17 protein-coding genes are annotated in these 18,980 nt (G+C 68.5%); 9 read left to right on the top strand and 8 right to left on the bottom strand.

The features are described from left to right. The first annotated feature begins 85 nt into the window (after positions 1-85). The 6 genes from FZ033_RS03115 (at position 86) to FZ033_RS03090 (ending at position 5,492) form a co-directional block, all read left to right on the top strand. Complete coding sequence (locus tag FZ033_RS03115) at positions 86-556, top strand: thermonuclease family protein (RefSeq protein WP_188079281.1); 471 nt, start codon at positions 86-88, stop codon at positions 554-556. A 127-nt stretch (positions 557-683) separates the two neighbouring features. Continuing rightward, on the top strand, positions 684-1,295 hold the full coding sequence (locus FZ033_RS03110; protein WP_188079312.1) for a glutathione S-transferase family protein: 612 nt from the start codon (positions 684-686) through the stop codon (positions 1,293-1,295). A gap of 4 nt (positions 1,296-1,299) precedes the next feature. Further along, a complete protein-coding gene (locus tag FZ033_RS03105; RefSeq protein WP_188079280.1) occupies positions 1,300-2,043 on the top strand; it encodes an MBL fold metallo-hydrolase in 744 nt (247 codons plus the stop codon). Beyond that, positions 2,021-2,698: a uracil-DNA glycosylase family protein gene (locus tag FZ033_RS03100; RefSeq protein ID WP_149574712.1), complete on the top strand. Its 678-nt coding sequence runs from the start codon at positions 2,021-2,023 to the stop codon at positions 2,696-2,698. Before FZ033_RS03105 ends, FZ033_RS03100 begins: the two co-directional genes overlap by 23 nt. A 338-nt stretch (positions 2,699-3,036) precedes the next feature. Beyond that, positions 3,037-4,197, top strand: coding sequence for an Mrp/NBP35 family ATP-binding protein (locus tag FZ033_RS03095; RefSeq protein WP_188079279.1), 1,161 nt, complete (start codon positions 3,037-3,039; stop codon positions 4,195-4,197). Between the two features lie 203 nt (positions 4,198-4,400). Continuing rightward, positions 4,401-5,492 carry a TRAP transporter substrate-binding protein gene (locus FZ033_RS03090; protein ID WP_149574710.1) on the top strand — a complete coding sequence of 364 codons (1,092 nt, stop codon included), beginning with the start codon at positions 4,401-4,403 and terminating at the stop codon, positions 5,490-5,492. Between the two features lie 77 nt (positions 5,493-5,569). On the opposite strand, the gene glyS is transcribed toward FZ033_RS03090, so the two are convergent. From glyS to hmgA, 5 genes are all read right to left on the bottom strand, one after another. Further along, positions 5,570-7,744, bottom strand: a complete 2,175-nt coding sequence (gene glyS / locus FZ033_RS03085) for a glycine--tRNA ligase subunit beta (protein ID WP_149574709.1) — start codon at positions 7,742-7,744, stop codon at positions 5,570-5,572. Positions 7,745-7,811: 67 nt separating this feature from the next. After that, positions 7,812-8,738: a glycine--tRNA ligase subunit alpha gene (locus FZ033_RS03080; RefSeq protein WP_188079311.1), complete on the bottom strand. Its 927-nt coding sequence runs from the start codon at positions 8,736-8,738 to the stop codon at positions 7,812-7,814. 233 nt (positions 8,739-8,971) lie between these two features. Beyond that, complete coding sequence (maiA, locus tag FZ033_RS03075) at positions 8,972-9,610, bottom strand: maleylacetoacetate isomerase (protein ID WP_149574707.1); 639 nt, start codon at positions 9,608-9,610, stop codon at positions 8,972-8,974. 5 nt (positions 9,611-9,615) lie between these two features. Continuing rightward, complete coding sequence (gene fahA, locus FZ033_RS03070) at positions 9,616-10,932, bottom strand: fumarylacetoacetase (protein WP_149574706.1); 1,317 nt, start codon at positions 10,930-10,932, stop codon at positions 9,616-9,618. A gap of 90 nt (positions 10,933-11,022) precedes the next feature. Then, positions 11,023-12,390: a homogentisate 1,2-dioxygenase gene (hmgA, locus tag FZ033_RS03065; RefSeq protein ID WP_149574705.1), complete on the bottom strand. Its 1,368-nt coding sequence runs from the start codon at positions 12,388-12,390 to the stop codon at positions 11,023-11,025. Positions 12,391-12,445: 55 nt separating this feature from the next. Here hmgA and FZ033_RS03060 point away from each other — a divergent pair, with 55 nt between their 5' ends. Continuing rightward, positions 12,446-12,913 carry a MarR family winged helix-turn-helix transcriptional regulator gene (locus FZ033_RS03060; protein WP_149574704.1) on the top strand — a complete coding sequence of 156 codons (468 nt, stop codon included), beginning with the start codon at positions 12,446-12,448 and terminating at the stop codon, positions 12,911-12,913. Positions 12,914-12,958: 45 nt separating this feature from the next. Here FZ033_RS03060 and FZ033_RS03055 read toward each other — a convergent pair whose 3' ends face one another. After that, on the bottom strand, positions 12,959-13,699 hold the full coding sequence (locus tag FZ033_RS03055) for an SDR family oxidoreductase (protein WP_149574703.1): 741 nt from the start codon (positions 13,697-13,699) through the stop codon (positions 12,959-12,961). Between the two features lie 370 nt (positions 13,700-14,069). Then, the gene (locus tag FZ033_RS03050) at positions 14,070-15,065 is read right to left on the bottom strand and encodes an aldo/keto reductase (protein WP_149574702.1); all 996 of its coding nucleotides are present in this window, start codon (positions 15,063-15,065) and stop codon (positions 14,070-14,072) included. Between the two features lie 127 nt (positions 15,066-15,192). Here FZ033_RS03050 and FZ033_RS03045 point away from each other — a divergent pair, with 127 nt between their 5' ends. Continuing rightward, a complete protein-coding gene (locus FZ033_RS03045) occupies positions 15,193-16,101 on the top strand; it encodes a LysR family transcriptional regulator (protein WP_149574701.1) in 909 nt (302 codons plus the stop codon). 15 nt (positions 16,102-16,116) lie between these two features. Here the strand turns inward: FZ033_RS03045 and FZ033_RS03040 are convergent, their stop codons facing one another. Then, complete coding sequence (locus tag FZ033_RS03040) at positions 16,117-18,363, bottom strand: heavy metal translocating P-type ATPase (protein WP_149574700.1); 2,247 nt, start codon at positions 18,361-18,363, stop codon at positions 16,117-16,119. 79 nt (positions 18,364-18,442) lie between these two features. Here FZ033_RS03040 and FZ033_RS03035 point away from each other — a divergent pair, with 79 nt between their 5' ends. Beyond that, positions 18,443-18,916 (top strand): MerR family transcriptional regulator, encoded by a 474-nt coding sequence (locus FZ033_RS03035; protein ID WP_149575043.1) that lies wholly within the window; start codon positions 18,443-18,445, stop codon positions 18,914-18,916. The last annotated feature ends 64 nt before the right edge of the window (positions 18,917-18,980 follow it).

The raw sequence follows: 18,980 nt of genomic DNA, 5'->3' as shown, positions 1-18,980 counted from the left end.
GGTTAACGGGGGGTTAACGGGCCTTCGCCGAAAGTCCGGCCCCTTAACCTTTCAGGGCCGCCTCATGCGCATCAAGGACCTTGTGATGGCGACGCTGATCCTTGGCGCGCTCGCGCTTCTGGCGGGCCTGCTCAACCGGGAGGAAACGTTGGAGGGACATGCATTTGCTGTGGATGGCGACACCCTGGACCTCGCGGGCACCCGCGTGCGGCTGACCGGTATCGATGCCCCGGAGCTGAGGCAGGAGTGCATGCGGGCGGGGAAGCCCTGGGCCTGCGGCGAGGCGGCCCGCCGGGTGCTCCAGGAGGCACTGCGCGCGGGGCCGGTGACCTGCGCCGCATCCCGGCGCGACAAGTATGGCCGGCCGCTGGCGCTGTGCCGGGCCGGCGGTGTGGATCTGTCGGAACATATGGCGCAGCAAGGCTTTGCTGTGGCCTATCTCGGCCGCGCCTATGCCGGGGCGGAGGCTGAGGCGCGGGCGGCGGGGCGGGGCATCTGGGGCGGCAGCTTCCAGCCGCCGGTGGACTGGCGCGCGGCCCATCCCCACCGGTCCTGAGCGGTGTGGAGGGCTGCCGCAACCGCATGCCTTCGCCTTTCGCCACCCCGCCGCGGGGCCTTGCATGGCCGGGACAGGCATGGTCTTTCGCTTGTTAAAACAAGGCGAGGCTGGAGGCACCAAGGGCATGAAGCTTTACGATTCGAGTCGCGCGCCGAATCCGCGCCGCGTCCGCATCTTCCTAGCGGAAAAGGGTATTTCGGTTCCGACCGTGCAGCTGGACCTCGCCAAGCTGGAGCAGAAGTCGGACGACTTCACCCGCCTCAACCCCCGCCAGCGGGTGCCCGTATTGGCGCTGGATGACGGCACCGTCATCTGCGAAACCATTGCAATCTGTCGCTTTTTCGAGGCGCTGCAGCCCGAGCCCAACCTGTTCGGCCACACGCCGACGGAGCAGGGGCTGGTGGAAATGTGGCAGCGCCGGGTGGAGCTGGACCTGCTTTATCCCATCATGATGGTGCTCCGGCACCTCAATCCCGGCATGGCCGCCATGGAGGTGCCGCAGGTGCCGGAATGGGGCGAGGCGAACAAGCCCAAGGTATTGGCCGCACTCGACTTTTTCAACGAAGCCCTGGCCTGCCGGGAGTTCGTTGCGGGCGATCGCTTCACCGTGGCGGACATTACGCTTCTGGTGGCTGTGGATTTCATGCGGGTGATCCGCGTGGCGCTTTCTCCCACCCACGAAAATCTTGCCCGTTGGCATGCGTCCGTCTCGGCCCGTCCGAGCGCAAAGGCTTGAAATCATGAAGCTAAAGGTGGTCGGCTGCGGCGACGCGTTCGGCTCCGGCGGGCGGGGCAACAGCTGCTTCCTGCTGACCTCACAGGCGCACACGGCCACCCTCGACTTCGGCGCCAGCGCCCTCGTGAACTTCAACAGGTTCAACATCAGTTCGGCGGACATCGACACGGTGTTCATCAGCCACCTTCATGGAGATCACTTCGGTGGTATTCCATTCCTCCTATTGGATGGGCAGTACGTCCATCTTCGGGAGCGGTCGCTGGCCATCGTCGGCCCGCCCGGAACCCGGGCGCGGCTGACGGCGGCCATGGAAGTGCTGTTCCCCGGCATGGGGGAGATCGACTGGCGATTCGCCTGGAGCGTGACCGAGGTGGAGCCCGGCTCCGCCTCCCGCCACGGCCCCCTCACCCTGACCACCGCCGCGGTGGTCCACCCCTCCGGCGCGCCCTCCACAGCCCTGCGGCTGGAGGACGGCACCCACACCCTCGCCTTCTCCGGCGACACCCAGTGGACCGACGCGCTGCTGCCCATCGCCCACGGGGCGGATCTGTTCATCTGCGAGAGCTTCGCCTTCGAGGGACAGCCCTACGGCCACCTTGCCTACCGCACCATCGCCGACCGGCACGCCGACCTGGGCGCCCGGCGCATCCTGCTCACCCATATGGGCGACGAGATGTGGGCGCGCCGGGGGGAGGTGGACACCACCCATTTCATCGTGGCTGAGGATGGGCTCGAACTCGACATCTGAACCCGCCCTCGACGCCCTGGTGGCGCGCATCCGCGCCTGCCGGGTGTGCGTGGAGGCGCCGCGCGGCGCCCCGCTCCCCCATGCCCCGCGTCCGGTGCTGCGGGTGTCGGCCACGGCGGTCATCCTGGTGGCGAGCCAGGCGCCGGGCACCAAGGTGCATGCCAGCGGGCGGCCCTTCACCGACGCCTCCGGCGATCGGCTGCGCCAATGGATGGGGGTGAGCGACGACGAATTCTATGATGCCACCCGCATCGCCATCGCCCCCATGGGCTTCTGCTTTCCGGGGCAGGACGCCGCCGGCGGCGACCTGCCGCCCCGGCGCGAATGCGCGACCACCTGGCACGACACCTTGTTCGCGACCCTGCCGGCGTTCCGGCTGATCCTGGCGGTGGGCCGCCCGGCGCAGGCCTATCATCTGGCGCGGCTCGGCCTTGGCGCCCACCTGAAGGCGAACCTGACCCAGACCGTGCACCACTGGCGGGAGGTGCGCGCCGCCGGCATGGCGCTGGCGGACCCGGTGGCGGTCTATACGCTGCCGCATCCCTCCTGGCGCAACACCGGCTGGCTCAAGCGCAACCCCTTCTTCGAAGCCGACCTGCTGCCGCAACTTCAAGCCGACATCGCCCGCGCGCTGAGGCGGGGTGGGGGCGGATGAATCCTTCGGGGGAGAGAGGGGAAGCGGGCCAGCTCCTTCACGCGGTCATGCCCGGCCTCGTGCCGGGCATCCACGCCGTGCCGCTTGTGCCGACCTGCGAAAGCTGTTCCCGCCCCCACCGCGTGGATGGCCGGGTCAAGCCCGGCCGTGACGGTCTTTGGAGGCCTGTCCGCGACAGCCCACCCTTGCCCAGCCTTTAATCAACGCCCATATCTCGAGCTTTGAAGTTGAAGCTTGTCATGCGAATCAATTGGAAACTTCCATTCATTCCAAACTGGCTCCGCGCGCCTGCCCCGGAACGTTCGACGGCGCGGGAGACCGGCAACAGAGTTGAGACCATGAGCAACACAGCCGAACTCAGCGAAGACCTGGTCCGCTCCACCCTCGCCACGGTGCGCACCCCGGAGGGCGTCGCCCTCTCGGTGTCGCCCGCCCTCTCCGGCGTGGTGGTCACCTCCGGCAAGGTCTATCTTTCCATCAATGTGGACCCGGCCCAGGCCCGTGCCTGGGAAGGCGTGCGCGCCGCCGCCGAGGATGCGGTGAAGGCGGTTCCCGGCGTCGTCTCGGCGCTGGTGACCCTCACCGCCGAGCGCAAGATGGCCCCGCCGGCCCCCGCGCCCCAGGCCGCCCACGGGCACGGGCACGGACACGGACATGGCCATGGCCATGGCGCGCCGGCCCCGCGCGGCATCTCGGTGCCGGGCGTCGCCTCCATCATCGCCGTGGCCTCGGGCAAGGGCGGCGTGGGCAAGTCCACCACCTCCATCAACCTCGCCCTCGCCCTGCGCGACATGGGCCTCAAGGTGGGCCTGCTCGACGCCGACATCTACGGCCCCTCGGTGCCGCGCCTTTCCGGCGTCGCCCAGAAGCCGGAGACCACGGAAGACGGCCGCACCATGATCCCGCTGGAGAATTTCGGTCTCCAGCTCATGTCCATCGGCTTCCTGGTGGAGGAAGACACGCCGATGATCTGGCGCGGGCCCATGGTCATGTCCGCCATCTCGCAGATGCTGAAGGAAGTGAAGTGGGGCCCCCTCGACGTGCTGGTGGTGGACATGCCCCCCGGCACCGGCGATGCCCAGCTCACCATGGCCCAGCAGGTGAACCTTGCCGGCGCCGTCATCGTCTCCACCCCGCAGGACCTCGCCCTCATCGATGCGCGGCGCGGGGTGGCCATGTTCGAGAAGGTGAACATTCCCATCCTCGGCGTGGTGGAGAACATGTCCCACTTCATCTGCCCCCATTGCGGCGGGCGGTCCGACATCTTCGGCCATGGGGGCGCCCATGCCGAGGCGGACAAGATGGGCGTGCCCTTCCTGGGGGAGATCCCGCTGCACATGCGCATCCGCGAGATGTCGGACGCGGGCCTGCCCATCGTGGTGTCCGATCCCCAGAGCCCGCAGGCCACCGCCTATCGCCATGTGGCGCAGGGGGTGAAGGCGGCGCTGGATCGCGTCACCTCGTCCAGCAAGCAGGCCCCGCGCATCGTCATCGAGTGAGGCGACGGGCGCCACGGCCGGGCATTGCCCGGCCGTGGCGCGTCCTCCCGAGGGGGACACGCGGCCAAGCTTCCTTGACTTTAGGATAAGGCGGGCCGTGATCCCGCCGGCGTGCGTTGCCAGCGGGCGACGGGGTGCTCTAGAACAACGGTATGCCAGCCCTTGCGAGAGGCTGAGCCGCCAAGAAGTCTAGGGAGCCATCCATGAAACGCCGTGATTTCCTGACTGCCGCGGGTGCGGGCGTTGCCGCGTCTGCCGCTGTCGCCATGCCGGCCATCGCCCAGTCGGCGCCGGAAGTGAAATGGCGCTGCGCCTCCTCCTTCCCCAAGTCGCTGGACACCATCTACGGCGCCTCCGAGCTGATGGCGAAGCAGGTGTCCGACATCACCGACGGCAAGTTCCAGATCCAGATATTCGCGGCGGGCGAGATCGTCCCCGGCCTGCAGGCGCTGGATGCCACCCAGAACAAGACCGTCGAGATGAGCCACTCGGCGTCTTATTATTATGTGGGCAAGGACCCCACCTTCGGCTTCGGCACCGCCGTGCCGTTCGGCCTCAACGCCCGCCAGATCAACGCCTGGTTCCTGTTCGGGAACGGCCTGCCCCTGATGAACGACTTCTACAAGAAGTACGGCGTGGTGATGTTCCCCGGCGGCAACACCGGCGGCCAGATGGGCGGCTGGTTCCGCAAGGAAATCAAGACTGTGGCCGATCTGCAGGGCCTCAAGATGCGCATCGCCGGCATCGGCGGGCAGGTCTTGGCCAAGCTTGGCGTGGTGCCGCAGCAGCTCGCCGGCGGCGATATCTATCCGGCGCTTGAAAAGGGTACCATCGACGCCGCCGAATGGGTCGGCCCCTATGACGACGAGCGCCTCGGCCTCTACAAGGTGGCGCAGTATTATTATTTCCCCGGCTGGTGGGAGGGCTCGGCGGCGCTGAACTTCTTCGTCAATCAGGAGAAATTGGCCGAGCTGCCGAAGAATTACCGCGCCGCGCTCACCGCCGCCATGGCGCAGGCCAACGAGAGCATGCTCGCAAGCTACGATGCCAAGAACCCCATCGCGGTGCAGAGCCTGGTGAAGGCCGGCACCCAGCTGCGCCGCTACCCCAGCGATGTGATGGACGCCGCCTACAAGGCGTCGCACCAGCTTTATGACGACATCGCTGCCAAGAACGAAGACTTCAAGAAGGTCTATGAGGACATGAAGGCGTTCCGCAACAACGCCTATCTGTGGTGGCAGATCGTCGAGTTCACCTATGACGACTTCATGGTGCGCGCCCGCACCCGCGGCTGAGCCATCCGCCTTCGCTGACGAGAAAAGCCCCGGAGCGCTGCTCCGGGGCTTTTTGTTGAGCGGCTCGGGCCGGAGCGTCAGCCGCCGATGCGGTCGAAATCGGCGATGCCGCGGGTGGCGGCGCGGATTTCATCCAGCAGCTTCAGGCGGTTCTCGCGCAGGGCCGGGTCTGGATCATTCACCGTGACCGCGTCGAAGAAGGCGTCCACGGGGGCGCGCAGGTCCGCGAGGGCGGTCATGGCGGTCTCGAAGTCTTCCTTTGCCACGGCGGCGGCGACGCGCGACTTCACCTGCTCGATGGCGTCGGCGAGGTGGTCTTCCGCCGGCTCCTTGAAGAGGGTGGAATTGGTGGGGCCGGTGAAGGCGCGGCCGTCCTTCTTCTCCTCGATGCGCAGGATGTTCACCGCGCGGCGATAGCCGGCCAGCAGCGTCTTGCCGTCCTCGGTATCGAGGAAGCGGGCCAGCGCAGTCATGCGCTCCACCAGCAGGAACAGGTCGTCCTGCCCCTCGAGGGCGAAGACCGCATCCACGAGGTCGTGGCGGGCACCATGCTCGCGCAGGTGGACTTTCAGGCGATCGGCGAAGAAGGAGAGGAGGTCGATGGCGTGCGACGCCACGTGCCGCCCCGCGAACTCAGCGCTGATTTTTCCAACGATCCTTACAGTCAAGCGGAGCTCACCGGAGCCCGTTTCCTCGGACGGCCGCGAGGCGATCTGGGACAGCCGATAATCACAGGCTGCATCAAACAGATCAACCAAGTGCAAGCGCAAGCCGTTCTCAAGAATAGTCCTGATCACGCCAAGTGCCGAGCGGCGCAGTGCGTAGGGATCCTTCGAGCCAGTCGGCTTCTCATCGATCGCCCAAAACGCTTCCAAAGTGTCGATCTTGTCCGCCAGCGCGACGGCGATGGAGACAGGCGCCGTGGGCACCCGGTCGCCGGGGCCCTGCGGCTTGTAGTGCTCCTCGCAGGCGGCGGCGACTTCCGGGGCCAGCCCCTCGTCCTGCGCGTAATAGCGGCCCATGAGGCCCTGAAGCTCGGGGAACTCGCCCACCACCTCGGTGAGCAGGTCCGCCTTGCAGAACAGCGCCGCGTCCTCGGCCAGCGCCGGCACGGCGCCCACCTTCGGCGCGATCTCCACCGCGAGGCGGCGGATCCGCTCGATGCGCTCGGCCTGCGAGCCCAGCTTCTCGTGGAAGGTGATGGACTGGAACCGGGGCATCCGGCTTTCCAGCCCGTTCACCCGGTCCGTATCCCAGAAGAATTTGGCATCCGACAGCCGCGCGCGGATGACGCGCTCGTTGCCGGCGACGATGGCCGCGCCGCCGTCGCTCGCCACGAGATTCGAGATGAGCAGGAAGCGGTTGGCGAGGCGCCCGGTCTTCGGGTTCTTCAGCACGAAGCACTTCTGGTTGGCGCGGATGGTGGCGCGGATGACTTCATCCGGGATATCGAGGAAGCGCTCCTCGAACGATCCCATGAGCACCACGGGCCATTCCACCAGCCCCGCCACCTCGTCCAGCAGCCCCTCGTCCTCCACCAGCTCCAGCCCGTTGGCCAGCGCCAGGTCCTTGGCATCGTTGAGGATGATGTCCTTGCGGCGGTCGCGATCGACAACGACTTTCGCGGCCTCGAGCTTGGCCATCCAGTCGTCCAGCCGCTTCACCGTGATCGGTGCGGGGGCGAGGAAGCGGTGGCCGTAGGTGACGTTGGAGGAGACGATGCCGTCCACCTCGAAGCGCACCACCTCCGGCTCGTCCCCCTCCGCCCCGAAGGTGGCGACGATGGAATGCAGCGGCCGCACCCAGCGCAGGCTTCCCGAGCCCCAGCGCATGGATTTCGGCCAGGGGAAGCTGCGGATGATGGCGGGGATGATCTCCGCGATCACCTCGGGGGTGGGGCGGCCGGCCTTCTCCACCACGGCCACATAGAAATCGCCCTTCTTGGGGTCGCTCTGCACGCTGGCCTGATCGATGGAGGCGAGTCCCGCCGATTTCAGGAAGCCGGCGATGGCGCCTTCCGGCGCGCCCACGCGCGGGCCCTTCTTCTCCTCGCGCTGGTCCGCCTGCCGGCCGGGCAGGCCGTGCACCGCTAGCGCCAGCCGGCGCGGGGTCACGAAGGCCTTCGCGCCCTCATAGAGCAGGCCCCGTTCCACCAGCGCGTCGGTGACGAGCTTCCTGAGCTGCTCGGCCGCCTGGGCCTGCATGCGGGCGGGGATTTCCTCGGAGAAGAGTTCAATGAGAAGGTCGGGCATGGGATCAATCTTGATCAATCTTGGTCGCGCGGGGCGATGAAGGGGGCCGGAAGCGGGGGAGGGGCCGTCAGGCCGCCCCGCCGGCCACCGTCTTGAGCCAGGCGGCGCCGCAGGCCTTGGCCAGCTCGCGCACCCGCAGGATGTAGCTCTGCCGCTCGGTCACCGAGATCACGCCGCGCGCGTCGAGCAGGTTGAAGACGTGGGAGGCCTTGATGCACTGGTCATAGGCCGGCAGCGCCATCTCGTGCTTCTCGCCCTTGTCGCCGAAGGCGAGGTACTTGTGGCAGGCCTTCTCGGCCATGCGGAACTGCTCCAGCAGCATCTCGGTGTCGGCGGCCTCGAAATTGTGCCGCGAATATTCCTGCTCGGCCTGATGGAACACGTCGCCGTAGCTGATCTTCTCGTCGCCCTCGCGGCCGTTGAAATTGAGGTCGTAGACGTTCTCGACCCCCTGCACATACATGGCGAGGCGCTCAAGCCCGTAGGTCAGCTCGCCGGAGACGGGCGCGCACTCGATGCCGGCCACCTGCTGGAAGTAGGTGAACTGCGACACCTCCATGCCGTCGCACCAGCATTCCCAGCCGAGGCCCCAGGCGCCCAGCGTCGGGCTCTCCCAGTCGTCCTCCACGAAGCGCACGTCGTGCAGGCCCAGATCCACGCCGATGGCCTGAAGCGACTTCAGGTACAGCTCCTGAAGGTTGTCCGGGGACGGCTTCAGGATCACCTGGAACTGGTAATAATGCTGCAGGCGGTTGGGGTTCTCGCCATAGCGGCCGTCCTTGGGGCGGCGGGAGGGCTGCACATAGGCCGCCTTCCAGTGCTTCGGCCCCAGCGCCCGCAGGGTGGTGGCCGGGTGGAAGGTGCCGGCGCCCACTTCCATGTCGTAGGGCTGGAGGACCACGCAGCCCTGGTCCGCCCAGAAGCGCTGGAGGGTCAGCAGCAGGGCCTGGAAGGAACGGTCGGGCCGCATGTGGGCGGGAAGGGCGGGATCAATCATCATGTGCTCGCAAGGCCATTTCCGGCGGCTGTGCGGCCCGGTCGTCCCGGTGGTGGGCCGGCCGGGCGGCAGCGCCGCAGGCGCGCGGGACACTAGAGAGGCGCTGCCGCGATGGCAACTCGCCGGCGGGGATAACCCCGGCGCTCGGGGTTTCCGGCCCGGGATGGCCGTGCGTTCCGGTTCGCTTCGGTCAGGTAGAGGCGGTGCCCGGCGCGGGCGAATGCGGGCGCCTACCCCTCCGCATCCGCCTGCCGGGCGGGGTGGGCGGCGATGAAGGCGGGATGGGTCGCCGCCAGCGCCTCTACCCGCAGGATGCGGGGATAGGCCTCCAGCGGAACGTTGAAGCGGCGGGCGGAATAGAGCTGCGGGATCAGGTAGAGGTCGGCAAGGCCGGGCTCATGGCCGAAGCAATAGCCCTCCTCGCCGATCAGCTGCTCCACGGCGTGGAAGCCATCCGTGATCCAGCGGGCGATCCAGGCGGAGACGGCCGTCTCGTCCTGCTTCAGCTCGCGGCGCAGCATGGTGAGGGGCGACACATTGTTGAGGGGATGGATGTCGCAGCCGATGAGCGCCGCCACCGCGCGCACCTTCGCCCGCGCCACCGCCGTCGCCGGCAGCAGCACCGGTTCCGGATAGGCCTCCTCCAGATATTCGAGGATGGAGGGGGACTGGGTGAGCACCGTGCCGTCGTCCAGCACCAGGGTCGGCAGGCGCTCCTGCGGGTTGAGGGCGGCATAGGCCGGGGCATGCTGCTCGCCGCCATTGCGCACCAGATGCACCGGCACCTGTTCCGCCGCGATGCCCTTCAGGGCGAGGGCGATGCGCACCCGGTAGGCCGAGGTGGAGCGCCAGTAGGTGTAGAGCCGCACGGCGCTCACCCGTGCGCCGGCAGGATGGTGCCCCGGCAGGCGCCGAAGCCGATGGAGACGAAGCCCTCGCGCGTGGCACGCCCGGTGATGATCACCGTGTCGCCATCCTCCAGAAAGCGCCGGGTTTCGCCGGAGGCGAGGGTAAGGGGCGCCTTGCCGCCCTGGGACAGTTCCAAAAGGCTGCCGTAACTGTCCGGCGTGGGGCCGGAGATGGTGCCGGTGCCCATGAGGTCGCCGGGCGCAAGGTTGCAGCCGCCGGAGGTGTGGTGCGCCACGAACTGGGCGGCGGTCCAGTAGAGGTCGCTTGAGGAGCCGCGCGACAGGCGATGGGACGGCAGGCCCTTCTCCTTCAGCCCCGGCGTCTCGATGAGTACTTCCAGGGTGATGTCGAGGGCGCCCTGCGCCTGGTCGGCGGCGTCGAGCAGATAGGGCAGGGGGGTGGGGTCGCCTTCCGGCCGGGCGGGCTGGGGGATGCGGAAGGGCGCCAGCGCCTCCGGCGTCACCACCCAGGGCGACACGGTGGTGATGAAGTTCTTGGCGAGGAACGGGCCCAGCGGCTGGTATTCCCAGCCCTGGATGTCGCGGGCCGACCAGTCGTTGAGCAGGCAGAAGCCGGCGATGTGCTCGCTCGCCCCATGGATGGAGACCGGCTCGCCCAGGGCGTTGCCCGGCCCGACGAAGATGCCCAGCTCCAGCTCATAGTCGAGGTTGCGGCTCGGCCCGAAGGTCGGCTCCGCCTCGTCCGGGCGCTTGCGCTGGCCGTTGGGACGGCGCACGTCGAAGCCCGAGTGGCGGATGGAGGAGGCCCGCCCGTGATAGCCGATGGGCACGTATTTATAGTTGGGCAGCAGCGGGTTATCCGGCCGGAACAGCTTGCCCACATTGGTGGCGTGGGAGATGCCGGCGTAGAAATCCGTGTAATCGCCGATGGCGGCGGGCAGGTGCAGCGTGCAGTCCGCCGCGCGATGCAGCAGCCGGCCGGCGTGGGGCTCCACGGTAGCCCGCTCTGCACCATTGGCATCCAGAAGCCGAACGAGACGGGCGCGCAGCGCGGCGCGCGGCGCGGTGCCGAGGGCGAACAGGGCGTTGAGGGTGGCGCCTGCCGCAGCCTGCGCCGCGTCCTTGGCGGTCCCCTCGAACAGGCCCAGCTCCAGCGCCGCTTTGAGGTCCAGGATCTCGTCGCCGATGGCGACGCCCCCGCGCGGCTGCCCGCCGGGCGGGCTGAAGATGCCGAAGGGCAGGTTCTGGATGGGGAAATCGGTGTGGCCGTTGGCCGAGGCCACCCAGCTGGTGCGGGCGGGATCGTGGGTCGCGTCGATCATGGGAGAGGTCCGGGCAGTGGAGCAAGGAGGGAGGCCGCGCCGGGATGCATCACCGGCGCCGGCGCAAGGTCAGATGCGGAAGGCCAAGCCTCACCACGCATCCTTGCGGGTCGGGTCGAAGCGCTTCTTCAGGCCCGCCCAGCAGTCCACATAATCGGCCTGCAGCTGCGGCACGCCGGCTGCATAGGCGGTGACGCGCTGGGCCACGCGGGTCTCGAACATGAAGGCCAGCGTGTTCTCCAGCTTCACCGGCTTCAGCTCGCCGGTCGAGGCATGCTCGAAGGCCTGCTCGTCCGGGCCGTGGGGCAGCATCAGGTTGTGCAGGGAGAAGCCGCCGGGCTCGAAGCCTTCCGGCTTGGCGTCGTAGACGCCGTAGATGAGCCCCATGAATTCGGACATGATGTTGCGGTGATACCACGGCGGCCGGAACGTATTCTCCGCCACCATCCATCGCTCCGGGAAGATGACGAAGTCGATGTTCGCCGTGCCCGGCGTGCCCGAGGGCGAGGTGAGCACGGTGAAGATGGACGGGTCCGGATGGTCGAACATCAGCGCTCCCACCGGGGAGAAGGTGGTGAGGTCATACTTGTAGGGCGCGTAATTGCCGTGCCAGGCCACCACGTCGAGGGGCGACTGGCCGATGTCGGTGACGAACAATTCGCCGCCCCACTTCACGAACAGCTGCGAGGGCTCCTCCCTGTCCTCGTAGGCGGCCACCGGGGTGAGGAAATCGCGCGGGTTGGCAAGGCAGTTGGCGCCGATGGGGCCACGATCCGGCAGGGTGAAGGTGGCGCCGTAATTCTCGCAGACATAGGCGCGGGCCGGCCCGTCGATCAGCTCCACCTTGAAGATGACGCCGCGCGGGATCAGGCAGATCTCGCCGGGCGCGATGTCGATGACGCCGAACTCGGTGCGGAACCGCAAGGCGCCCTGCTGCGCCACCACCAGCAATTCCCCGTCCGCGTTGAAAAAGTATTCGTTCTCCATGGACGCCGTGACGAAGGCCATGTGGGCCGCCATGCCGCTCTGGCCGTCGGCGTCCCCTGCGGTGGTGAGGGTGGCAAGGCCGGTGAGGAAGGTGCGCTTGTCCTGCGGCAGCGGAATGGCGCTCCAGCGGTACTGGCCCAGCGTCAGCTCGCTCTCGTCGCGGGCCATGGGGGCGGTGCGGATGAGGCCCCTGTCCACCCGCCGGTAGTGGCCCGAATGCTTCACCGTGGGGCGGATGCGGTAGAGCCAGGACCGCTCGTTCACCGCCTGCGGCGCGGTGAAGGGAGAGCCGGAAAGCTGCTCGGCATAAAGCCCGTAGTTGATCTTCTGCGGCGAATTGCGGCCGATGGGCAAGGTGCCCTCCAGCGCCTCGGTTTCGAACGAATTGCCGAAGCCGGACATGTAGCCGGGCACGAGCGCGCTCTGGCGCACCGGCGCGCCAGTGAGGCGGGGTTGGGGCAGACTGTTCATGGCGTCCTCCGAATTTGGTTGCGACCATGACAGTTGAAAATGTAACTAACAAGCCATGACCACGCTCGACAGCACCCTCGACCTCGAACGTTTCCTCCCCTACCGGCTCAACCGCGTTGCCGCCGCGGTTTCGGAGCAGTTGCGGGAGGTCTACGGCCGCAAGTTCGGCCTCACCATCCCCGAATGGCGGGTGCTGGCGACGCTCGCCCAATCACCCCGCAGCACGGCGCGGGAGGTGGGCCGCCATGCCCGGCTCCACAAGACCAAGGTGAGCCGGGCGGTGCAGGGGCTGGAGGAACGGCGCTGGCTGTCGCGGGCGGAAAACCCGGTGGACCGGCGGGAGGAATTCCTGAGCCTCACCCCGCTGGGCGTCACCACCTACCGCGCCATCGTGCCCGACATGAGCGCCTTCGAGGCCCGCCTGTGCGCGGCCCTCGGGCCGGACGTCACCCAGGCGGTGCGCCATGTGCTGGACCGGCTGGAAGCGGTGCTGGGGCTGGAGGGCAGGCGGCCGCAGGACTGAGGGGGGAGGGGGCTGAGGCCCGCCTCCCGTGCCGGCCCCTCGGCTTCACAGCTCCTGCGCGGTGGGGCGGAACAGGATCTCGTTGATGTCCACCTCCTCGGGCTGGCTGATGGCGAAGGCCACCACCCGGGCGAAGCTCTCGGCGGGGATGGCATAGGCCGCGTAGAAGTCGGCGATGGCCTTGGCCACGTCGGGCTCGGAGACGCTCTGCGGCAGTTCGCTCTCCACCGCGCCGGGGGAGATGATGGTGGTGCGGATGTTGTAGGGCTTCACCTCCTGCCGCAGCCCTTCGGAGAGCATGCGCACGGCGGCCTTGGTGGCGGCATAGACGGAGCTGCCCGGACGCACCTTGTGGCCCGCCACCGAGGAGACGTTGATGATGTGGCCGCTCTTCTGCGCCTTCATGTGGGGCAGCGCGGCGGCGATGCCGTAGAGCACGCCCTTGATGTTCACGTCGATCATCCGGTCCCACTCGTCCACCCGGCCGCGTTCGAGGGGCGATTGCGGCATCAGGCCGGCATTGTTGAGCAGCACGTCGATGCGCCCGTGCGCCGCCACCGCCCCGTCCACCAGGCGCTTCACCTGCGCCGGGTCGGTGACATCGGTCTCGACGGCGGCGTCCGGGCCGAGATCGAGTTCGGTGGCCAGCGCCTGAAGGCGGTCGAGCCGGCGGGCGCCGAGCACGAGTTTCGCGCCCGCTGCCGCCAGATGCCGGGCGGTCGCCGCGCCGAGGCCGCTGCTGGCGCCAGTGATGACGACGACCTTGCCTGCGATGTTGTCGGACATGCTCGTTCTCCGGTTTTCGTTGGTATCAGGCAGCTCGGAGCCCGTTTGAAAATTCAGGGCAGTCAGTGCAGCAACCCCACCGTCATGCCCGGGCTTGTGCCCGAAGTCGGCCGTTGCCGACTTCGGTTCTCACGAGCTGGAACTCGGGAATACCCGAGTTCCAGGCATCCACGCCGAACCGCTCGGGAAAGCCTACGAAAGTCATTCCCAGCTTCTCCGCGTGGATGGCCGGAACCCGCATGTTTGCGGGTTCCGCTTCTCGGAGGCGGAAGTCGGCATCGGCCGACTTCGGGCACAAGCCCGGCCATGACGCTGCTAAGCACCTCAATGGTCAGCGAGAGCCCGACCGGTCACGCTTTGAGGCACTCTCTCAGCGGCCGATGGTGGCCATGAGCTGCTCGGGATAACGCTCCCCCTCCACATGGATCCCGGCCGCCGCCTGTTCAATGTCGGCGAGGTCGGCGGGCGAAAGGGTGATGTCGGCAGCGCCGAGGTTCTCCTCCAGCCGGTTGAGCTTGGTGGTGCCGGGGATGGGCACGATCCAGGGCTTCTGCGCCAGAAGCCAGGCCAGCGCGACCTGCGCCGGCGTCGCCTGCTTTCCGGCGGCGATGCGCTTCAGCAGGTCCACCAGCGCCTGGTTCTTCGCCATGGCCTGCGGCGTGAAGCGCGGCAGGATGCTACGGAAATCCCCCTCCGCGAGCTTGGTGTCCCGGCCCATGGCCCCGGTGAGGAAGCCCTTGCCGAGGGGGCTGTAGGCGACGAGGCCGATGCCCAGCTCCGCGCACGCCTGAAGGATGCCGTTGCTCTCCGGCCCGCGCGTCCACAGGGAATATTCGTTCTGCAGCGCCGTGACGGGCTGCACCGCATGGGCGCGGCGCACCGTCTGCGCGCCGGGCTCGGACAGGCCGAAATGCTTCACCTTGCCTTGCGCGATCAGGTCCTTGACTGCGCCGGCCACGTCCTCGATGGGCACGTTGGGGTCCACGCGATGCTGGTAGAACAGGTCGATGACCTCCACGCCCAGCCGCTTAAGCGAGGCCTCGCAGACCGCGCGGATGTGCTCGGGGCGGCTGTCCATGCCGGTCTGCTTGCCGGTTTGCGGGTCGATGGCGAAGCCGAACTTGGTGGCGATCACCACCCGCTCGCGCACCGGCGCCAGCGCCGCGCCGACGATCTCCTCATTGGTGAAGGGACCATAGACCTCGGCGGTGTCGAAGAAGGTCACCCCGCGCTCCACCGCCTGGCGGATGAGGGCGATGGCGTCCTTGGTGTCCAGGGCGTGGCCATAGCTGAAGTTGAGGCCCATGCAGCCGAAGCCCAAGGCCGAAACCTCAAGCCCACTGTTGCCCAGCGTGCGTGTTTTCATTGTCGTCTCCAGTGGGCTCGTCCAATGGGTTCGGGAACGGGTGCCCGGTGCGTCCATGAAAATAGGGCGTGGGCCATCCATGGATTAGCCGCTAAGATCTGCATGAACTCATGTTCTGGATTCATGAATGCAGCGCGAGGATCTGGTCGATCTCAATGCCTTCCTCGCAGTGGCCGAGGAGCGCAGCTTCACCCGCGCCGCCGCCCGGCTGGGCACCTCCCAGTCGGCGCTGAGCCACACCATCCGCCGGCTCGAGGCGCGGGTGGGCGTGCGACTGCTGACCCGGACCACGCGCAATGTCGCGCCCACGCAGGCGGGCGAGCGGCTGCTCGGCACGCTCCGGCCGGCGCTGGAGAGCATCGGCTCGGAGCTGACCGCGCTGGCCGAGCTGCGTTCGAGGCCGGCGGGCACCATCCGCATCACCACCGCCGAGCATGCCGCCCGCACCCTGATCTGGCCGGCGCTGGAACGCCTGCTGCCGGACCATCCGGACATTCACGTGGAGCTGAGCATCGATTCCAGCTTCACCGATATCGTCGCCGGCCGCTTCGATGCCGGCGTGCGGCTGGGGGAGGCGCTGGCCAAGGACATGGTGGCGGTACGCATCGGGCCGGACCTGCGCATGGCCGTGGTCGGCGCGCCGGCCTATTTCGCGGCGCACCCCATGCCTCGGACGCCGCAGGACCTCGCCGAGCACAATTGCATCAACCTGCGCCTCCTCAGCTCCGGCGCCCTCTATGCCTGGGAGCTGGAGCGGGACGGACGCGAAGTCCGCGTGCGGGTCGAGGGCCAGCTCGCCTTCGATAATATCGCCATGATCGTCCGCGCCGCCACGGCAGGCTTCGGGCTGGGCTTCGTGATGGAGGACCAGGTCGCGGCCGAGATCGCGGATGGGCGGCTGGTGCGGGTGCTTGAGGACTGGTGCCCGAGGTTTGCGGGCTACCACCTTTACTTTCCCAGCCGCCGCCAGCCCTCCGCGGCGTTCGCGGTGCTGGTGGAGGCGCTGCGCCACCGCCCGGCGGACGGCGCCCGATAGGCCCGGCTGGCGTCGTCACTCCAGCCGCACGCGCAGCAGCCGCAGGGCGTTCAGGGTCACCAGCACGGTGGCGCCGGTGTCCGCCAAAATCGCCGGCCACAGCCCGGTGATGCCGGCGATGGTGGTGACGAGGAACACCGCCTTCAGCCCAAGGGAAATGGCGATGTTCTGGTGGATGTTGCCCATGGTGCGCCGGGACAGGGCGATCATGGAGGCAACGTCCTTCACCCGGCCATGGAGGGCTGCGGCGTCCGCCGTTTCCAGCGCCACGTCGGTGCCGCCGCCCATGGCGATGCCGATGTCGGCGGCGGCCAGCGCCGGGGCGTCGTTGATGCCGTCGCCCACCTTGGCCACCACCGCGCCCTCTTGCTGCAGCTCGCCGACGATCCGCAGCTTGTCCTGCGGCAGCAGCTCGGCGCGCACCTCGATGCCCAGCTGCTGGCCGATAGCCTCCGCTGTGCGCCTGTTGTCGCCGGTGAGCATCAGCGTGCGGATGCCCTCCCGCTTTAGCGCGGCAAGGCCCGCGGGGGCGTCGGGGCGGGGCTCGTCGCGCATGGCGATGGCCCCGGCGATGGCGCCGTCGGCCACCAGCAGGGAGACGGTCTTGCCGGCGTCGTTCAGCGCCGCGATCTGGTCGGCCTGCGCCTGTGTCAAAGGCGCGCGCGCGGCGGCGGCCTGGGGCGAGCCGAGGAACACCTCGCGCCCCTCCACCTGCGCCGACACGCCCTTGCCGCCCAGCGCCTGCGCCGCTTCGGCCGGGGGAATGGCGATGGCGTCCGCCGCCGCCCGGTCAAGGATGGCCTTGGCGAGAGGGTGGCTCGAACCCGTCTCCAGCGCCGCCGCGAGGCGCAGCACCTCGGCTTCCGGCTGGGCGAAGGCGATCACGTCCGTCACCTGCGGGCGGCCCTGCGTGAGGGTGCCGGTCTTGTCGAAGCAGACGGTGGTGACCTTGCCCGCCGTTTCCAGCACGGCGCCGCCCTTCAGCAGCAGCCCGCGCCGCGCCCCGGCGGAGAGGCCGGCGGCGATGGCGGCGGGCGTCGAGATCACCAGCGCGCAGGGGCAGCCGATGAGGAGGATGGCAAGACCCTTGTAGATCCAGGCATCCCACGCCCCGCCGAGCAGCAGCGGCGGGATGACCGCCACCAGCGCCGCCACCACCACCACGCCGGGGGTGTAATAGCGCGAGAAGCGATCGATGAGCCGCTCGGTGGGCGCGCGCTTTTCCTGCGCCTCCTCCACCAGCTTCACCACCCGGGCGATGGTGTTGTCCTCGGCGGTGGCGGTGACGCGCACCCGCAGCGCCGCCTCCCCGTTCACGGTGCCGGCGAAGACGGTGGCGTCGGGCCCCTTGCGCACCGGCACGCTCTCGCCGGTCACCGGGCTTTCGTCGATGCCGCTCTCGCCGGCGACGATGAGGCCGTCCGCGGAAATCCGGTCGCCGGGCCGCACCAGGATCACCTCGCCCACGACGAGGCTGGCGGCGGGCACCTCGATGGTGGCGCCGCCGCGCTCCACCAATGCGGTCTTGGGCACCAGTGCCGAGAGCGCGCGGATGCTGGCGCGCGCCCGGCCGGCGGCGACGCCTTCCAGCAGTTCGCCCACCAGGAACAGGAACACCACCGCCGCCGCTTCCTCGGCCGCGCCGATGATGACGGCGCCCGCCGCCGCGATGGTCATCAGCATCTCGATGGTGAAGGGCATGCCATTGGCCGCCGCCGCGATGGCGCGGCGGGCGATGGGCACGAGGCCCACCAGCATGGCGGCAAGATAGAGCCAGGATTGCACCGCCGGGACGAAGGTGCCGACGCCGAAGGCCGCCACCAAGGCGAGGCCGCTCAAAAGGGTGAGGCGCGCCTTGCCGGTGGACCACCAGCTGCCGTCGGCGGCGGGGGCAGCGCCATGATCATGGCCGCCGGCTTCGGCGTGGTCGTGATCTGCGTGATCGTGGCCCGCATGGTCGTGGCCGGAATGATCGTGCCCCGCGTGGTCATGTCCCGCATGGTCGCCATGGTCGTGCGCCTTGCGCTGCCCGCCGCCGGATGCGAGCGGGGTGAGGGCGTAGCCCATGGGGGAAAGGCGTCCGGCGAGGGGGGCAAGGTCGGCATCCGGGGCGTGGCGGATCACCAGCGTGCCGGCCGCCACCGAGACCTCCGCTTCCGCGACGCCGGCGATGCGCAGCGTGGTGCCCTCGATCTTCGCGGCGCAGGAGGCGCAGTCCATCCCGGTTACCCGGAACCGGCTTTGAACGAGAGGGGCGGTCATGATGCGGCCTTTCTTTGCGTCACGCTGCGGATCCTAGATGCTCTAGTCACTAGAGGAGCAAGCCCCAATGTCGCGTCCCATGTCGCACTCATCGTCCGAAAATTTTCCCGATCTGCTGCCCATCGGCGCGGCGGCGCGCTTAAGCGGGGTGAAGGTGCCCACCATCCGCTTCTATGAGGAGATCGGCCTGATGCCGGCGCTGCCGCGCACCGAGGGCAACCGCCGGCTCTACAGCGCCACCCACCTGCAGCGGCTGGCCTTCATCCGCCACGCGCGCGAGCTGGGCTTCGACATCGAGGCCATCCGCACCCTGCTGACGCTGCAGGACCGGCCCGAGCAGTCGTGCGCGGCGGCGGACGAGATCGCCAGCGCGCGGCTGATCGAGGTGCGCAGCCGCATCGCCGCTCTCAGGGCGCTGGAAGCAGAACTTCAGCGCATGGTGGACGGCTGCGCCCATGGCCACGTGGCACAGTGCAGGGTGATCGAGACGCTTTCCGATCACGGACACTGTCAATTTCATAACGGCCACCGTGAAAATATTGAGAACAGCTGAGTTTCAGGCGCTCTCCCAAGCTTTTCCGGCGCGATGACGCAGCGGTTGTGAAAGACTTGACACA

The sequence above is a fragment of the Xanthobacter oligotrophicus genome (assembly GCF_008364685.1).
Classification (GTDB): domain Bacteria; phylum Pseudomonadota; class Alphaproteobacteria; order Rhizobiales; family Xanthobacteraceae; genus Xanthobacter; species Xanthobacter oligotrophicus.
Note: the sequence above shows the minus strand (reverse complement) of the source record. Positions and strands in the feature narration are given on the sequence as shown.

What these genes read in the sequence shown, in the direction of transcription:
- fahA (WP_149574706.1), bottom strand. Translation starts at nt 10,932, where the DNA reads ATGATCGACGCGACCCACGATCCCGCCCGCACCAGCTGGGTGGCCTCG.
- FZ033_RS03050 (WP_149574702.1), bottom strand. Translation starts at nt 15,065, where the DNA reads ATGAAAACACGCACGCTGGGCAACAGTGGGCTTGAGGTTTCGGCCTTG.
- FZ033_RS03115 (WP_188079281.1), top strand. Translation starts at nt 86, where the DNA reads ATGGCGACGCTGATCCTTGGCGCGCTCGCGCTTCTGGCGGGCCTGCTC.
- hmgA (WP_149574705.1), bottom strand. Translation starts at nt 12,390, where the DNA reads ATGAACAGTCTGCCCCAACCCCGCCTCACTGGCGCGCCGGTGCGCCAG.
- FZ033_RS03110 (WP_188079312.1), top strand. Translation starts at nt 684, where the DNA reads ATGAAGCTTTACGATTCGAGTCGCGCGCCGAATCCGCGCCGCGTCCGC.
- FZ033_RS03040 (WP_149574700.1), bottom strand. Translation starts at nt 18,363, where the DNA reads ATGACCGCCCCTCTCGTTCAAAGCCGGTTCCGGGTAACCGGGATGGAC.
- FZ033_RS03035 (WP_149575043.1), top strand. Translation starts at nt 18,443, where the DNA reads ATGTCGCACTCATCGTCCGAAAATTTTCCCGATCTGCTGCCCATCGGC.
- FZ033_RS03060 (WP_149574704.1), top strand. Translation starts at nt 12,446, where the DNA reads ATGACCACGCTCGACAGCACCCTCGACCTCGAACGTTTCCTCCCCTAC.
- FZ033_RS03105 (WP_188079280.1), top strand. Translation starts at nt 1,300, where the DNA reads ATGAAGCTAAAGGTGGTCGGCTGCGGCGACGCGTTCGGCTCCGGCGGG.
- FZ033_RS03055 (WP_149574703.1), bottom strand. Translation starts at nt 13,699, where the DNA reads ATGTCCGACAACATCGCAGGCAAGGTCGTCGTCATCACTGGCGCCAGC.
- FZ033_RS03095 (WP_188079279.1), top strand. Translation starts at nt 3,037, where the DNA reads ATGAGCAACACAGCCGAACTCAGCGAAGACCTGGTCCGCTCCACCCTC.
- FZ033_RS03090 (WP_149574710.1), top strand. Translation starts at nt 4,401, where the DNA reads ATGAAACGCCGTGATTTCCTGACTGCCGCGGGTGCGGGCGTTGCCGCG.
- FZ033_RS03045 (WP_149574701.1), top strand. Translation starts at nt 15,193, where the DNA reads ATGCAGCGCGAGGATCTGGTCGATCTCAATGCCTTCCTCGCAGTGGCC.
- glyS (WP_149574709.1), bottom strand. Translation starts at nt 7,744, where the DNA reads ATGCCCGACCTTCTCATTGAACTCTTCTCCGAGGAAATCCCCGCCCGC.
- FZ033_RS03100 (WP_149574712.1), top strand. Translation starts at nt 2,021, where the DNA reads ATGGGCTCGAACTCGACATCTGAACCCGCCCTCGACGCCCTGGTGGCG.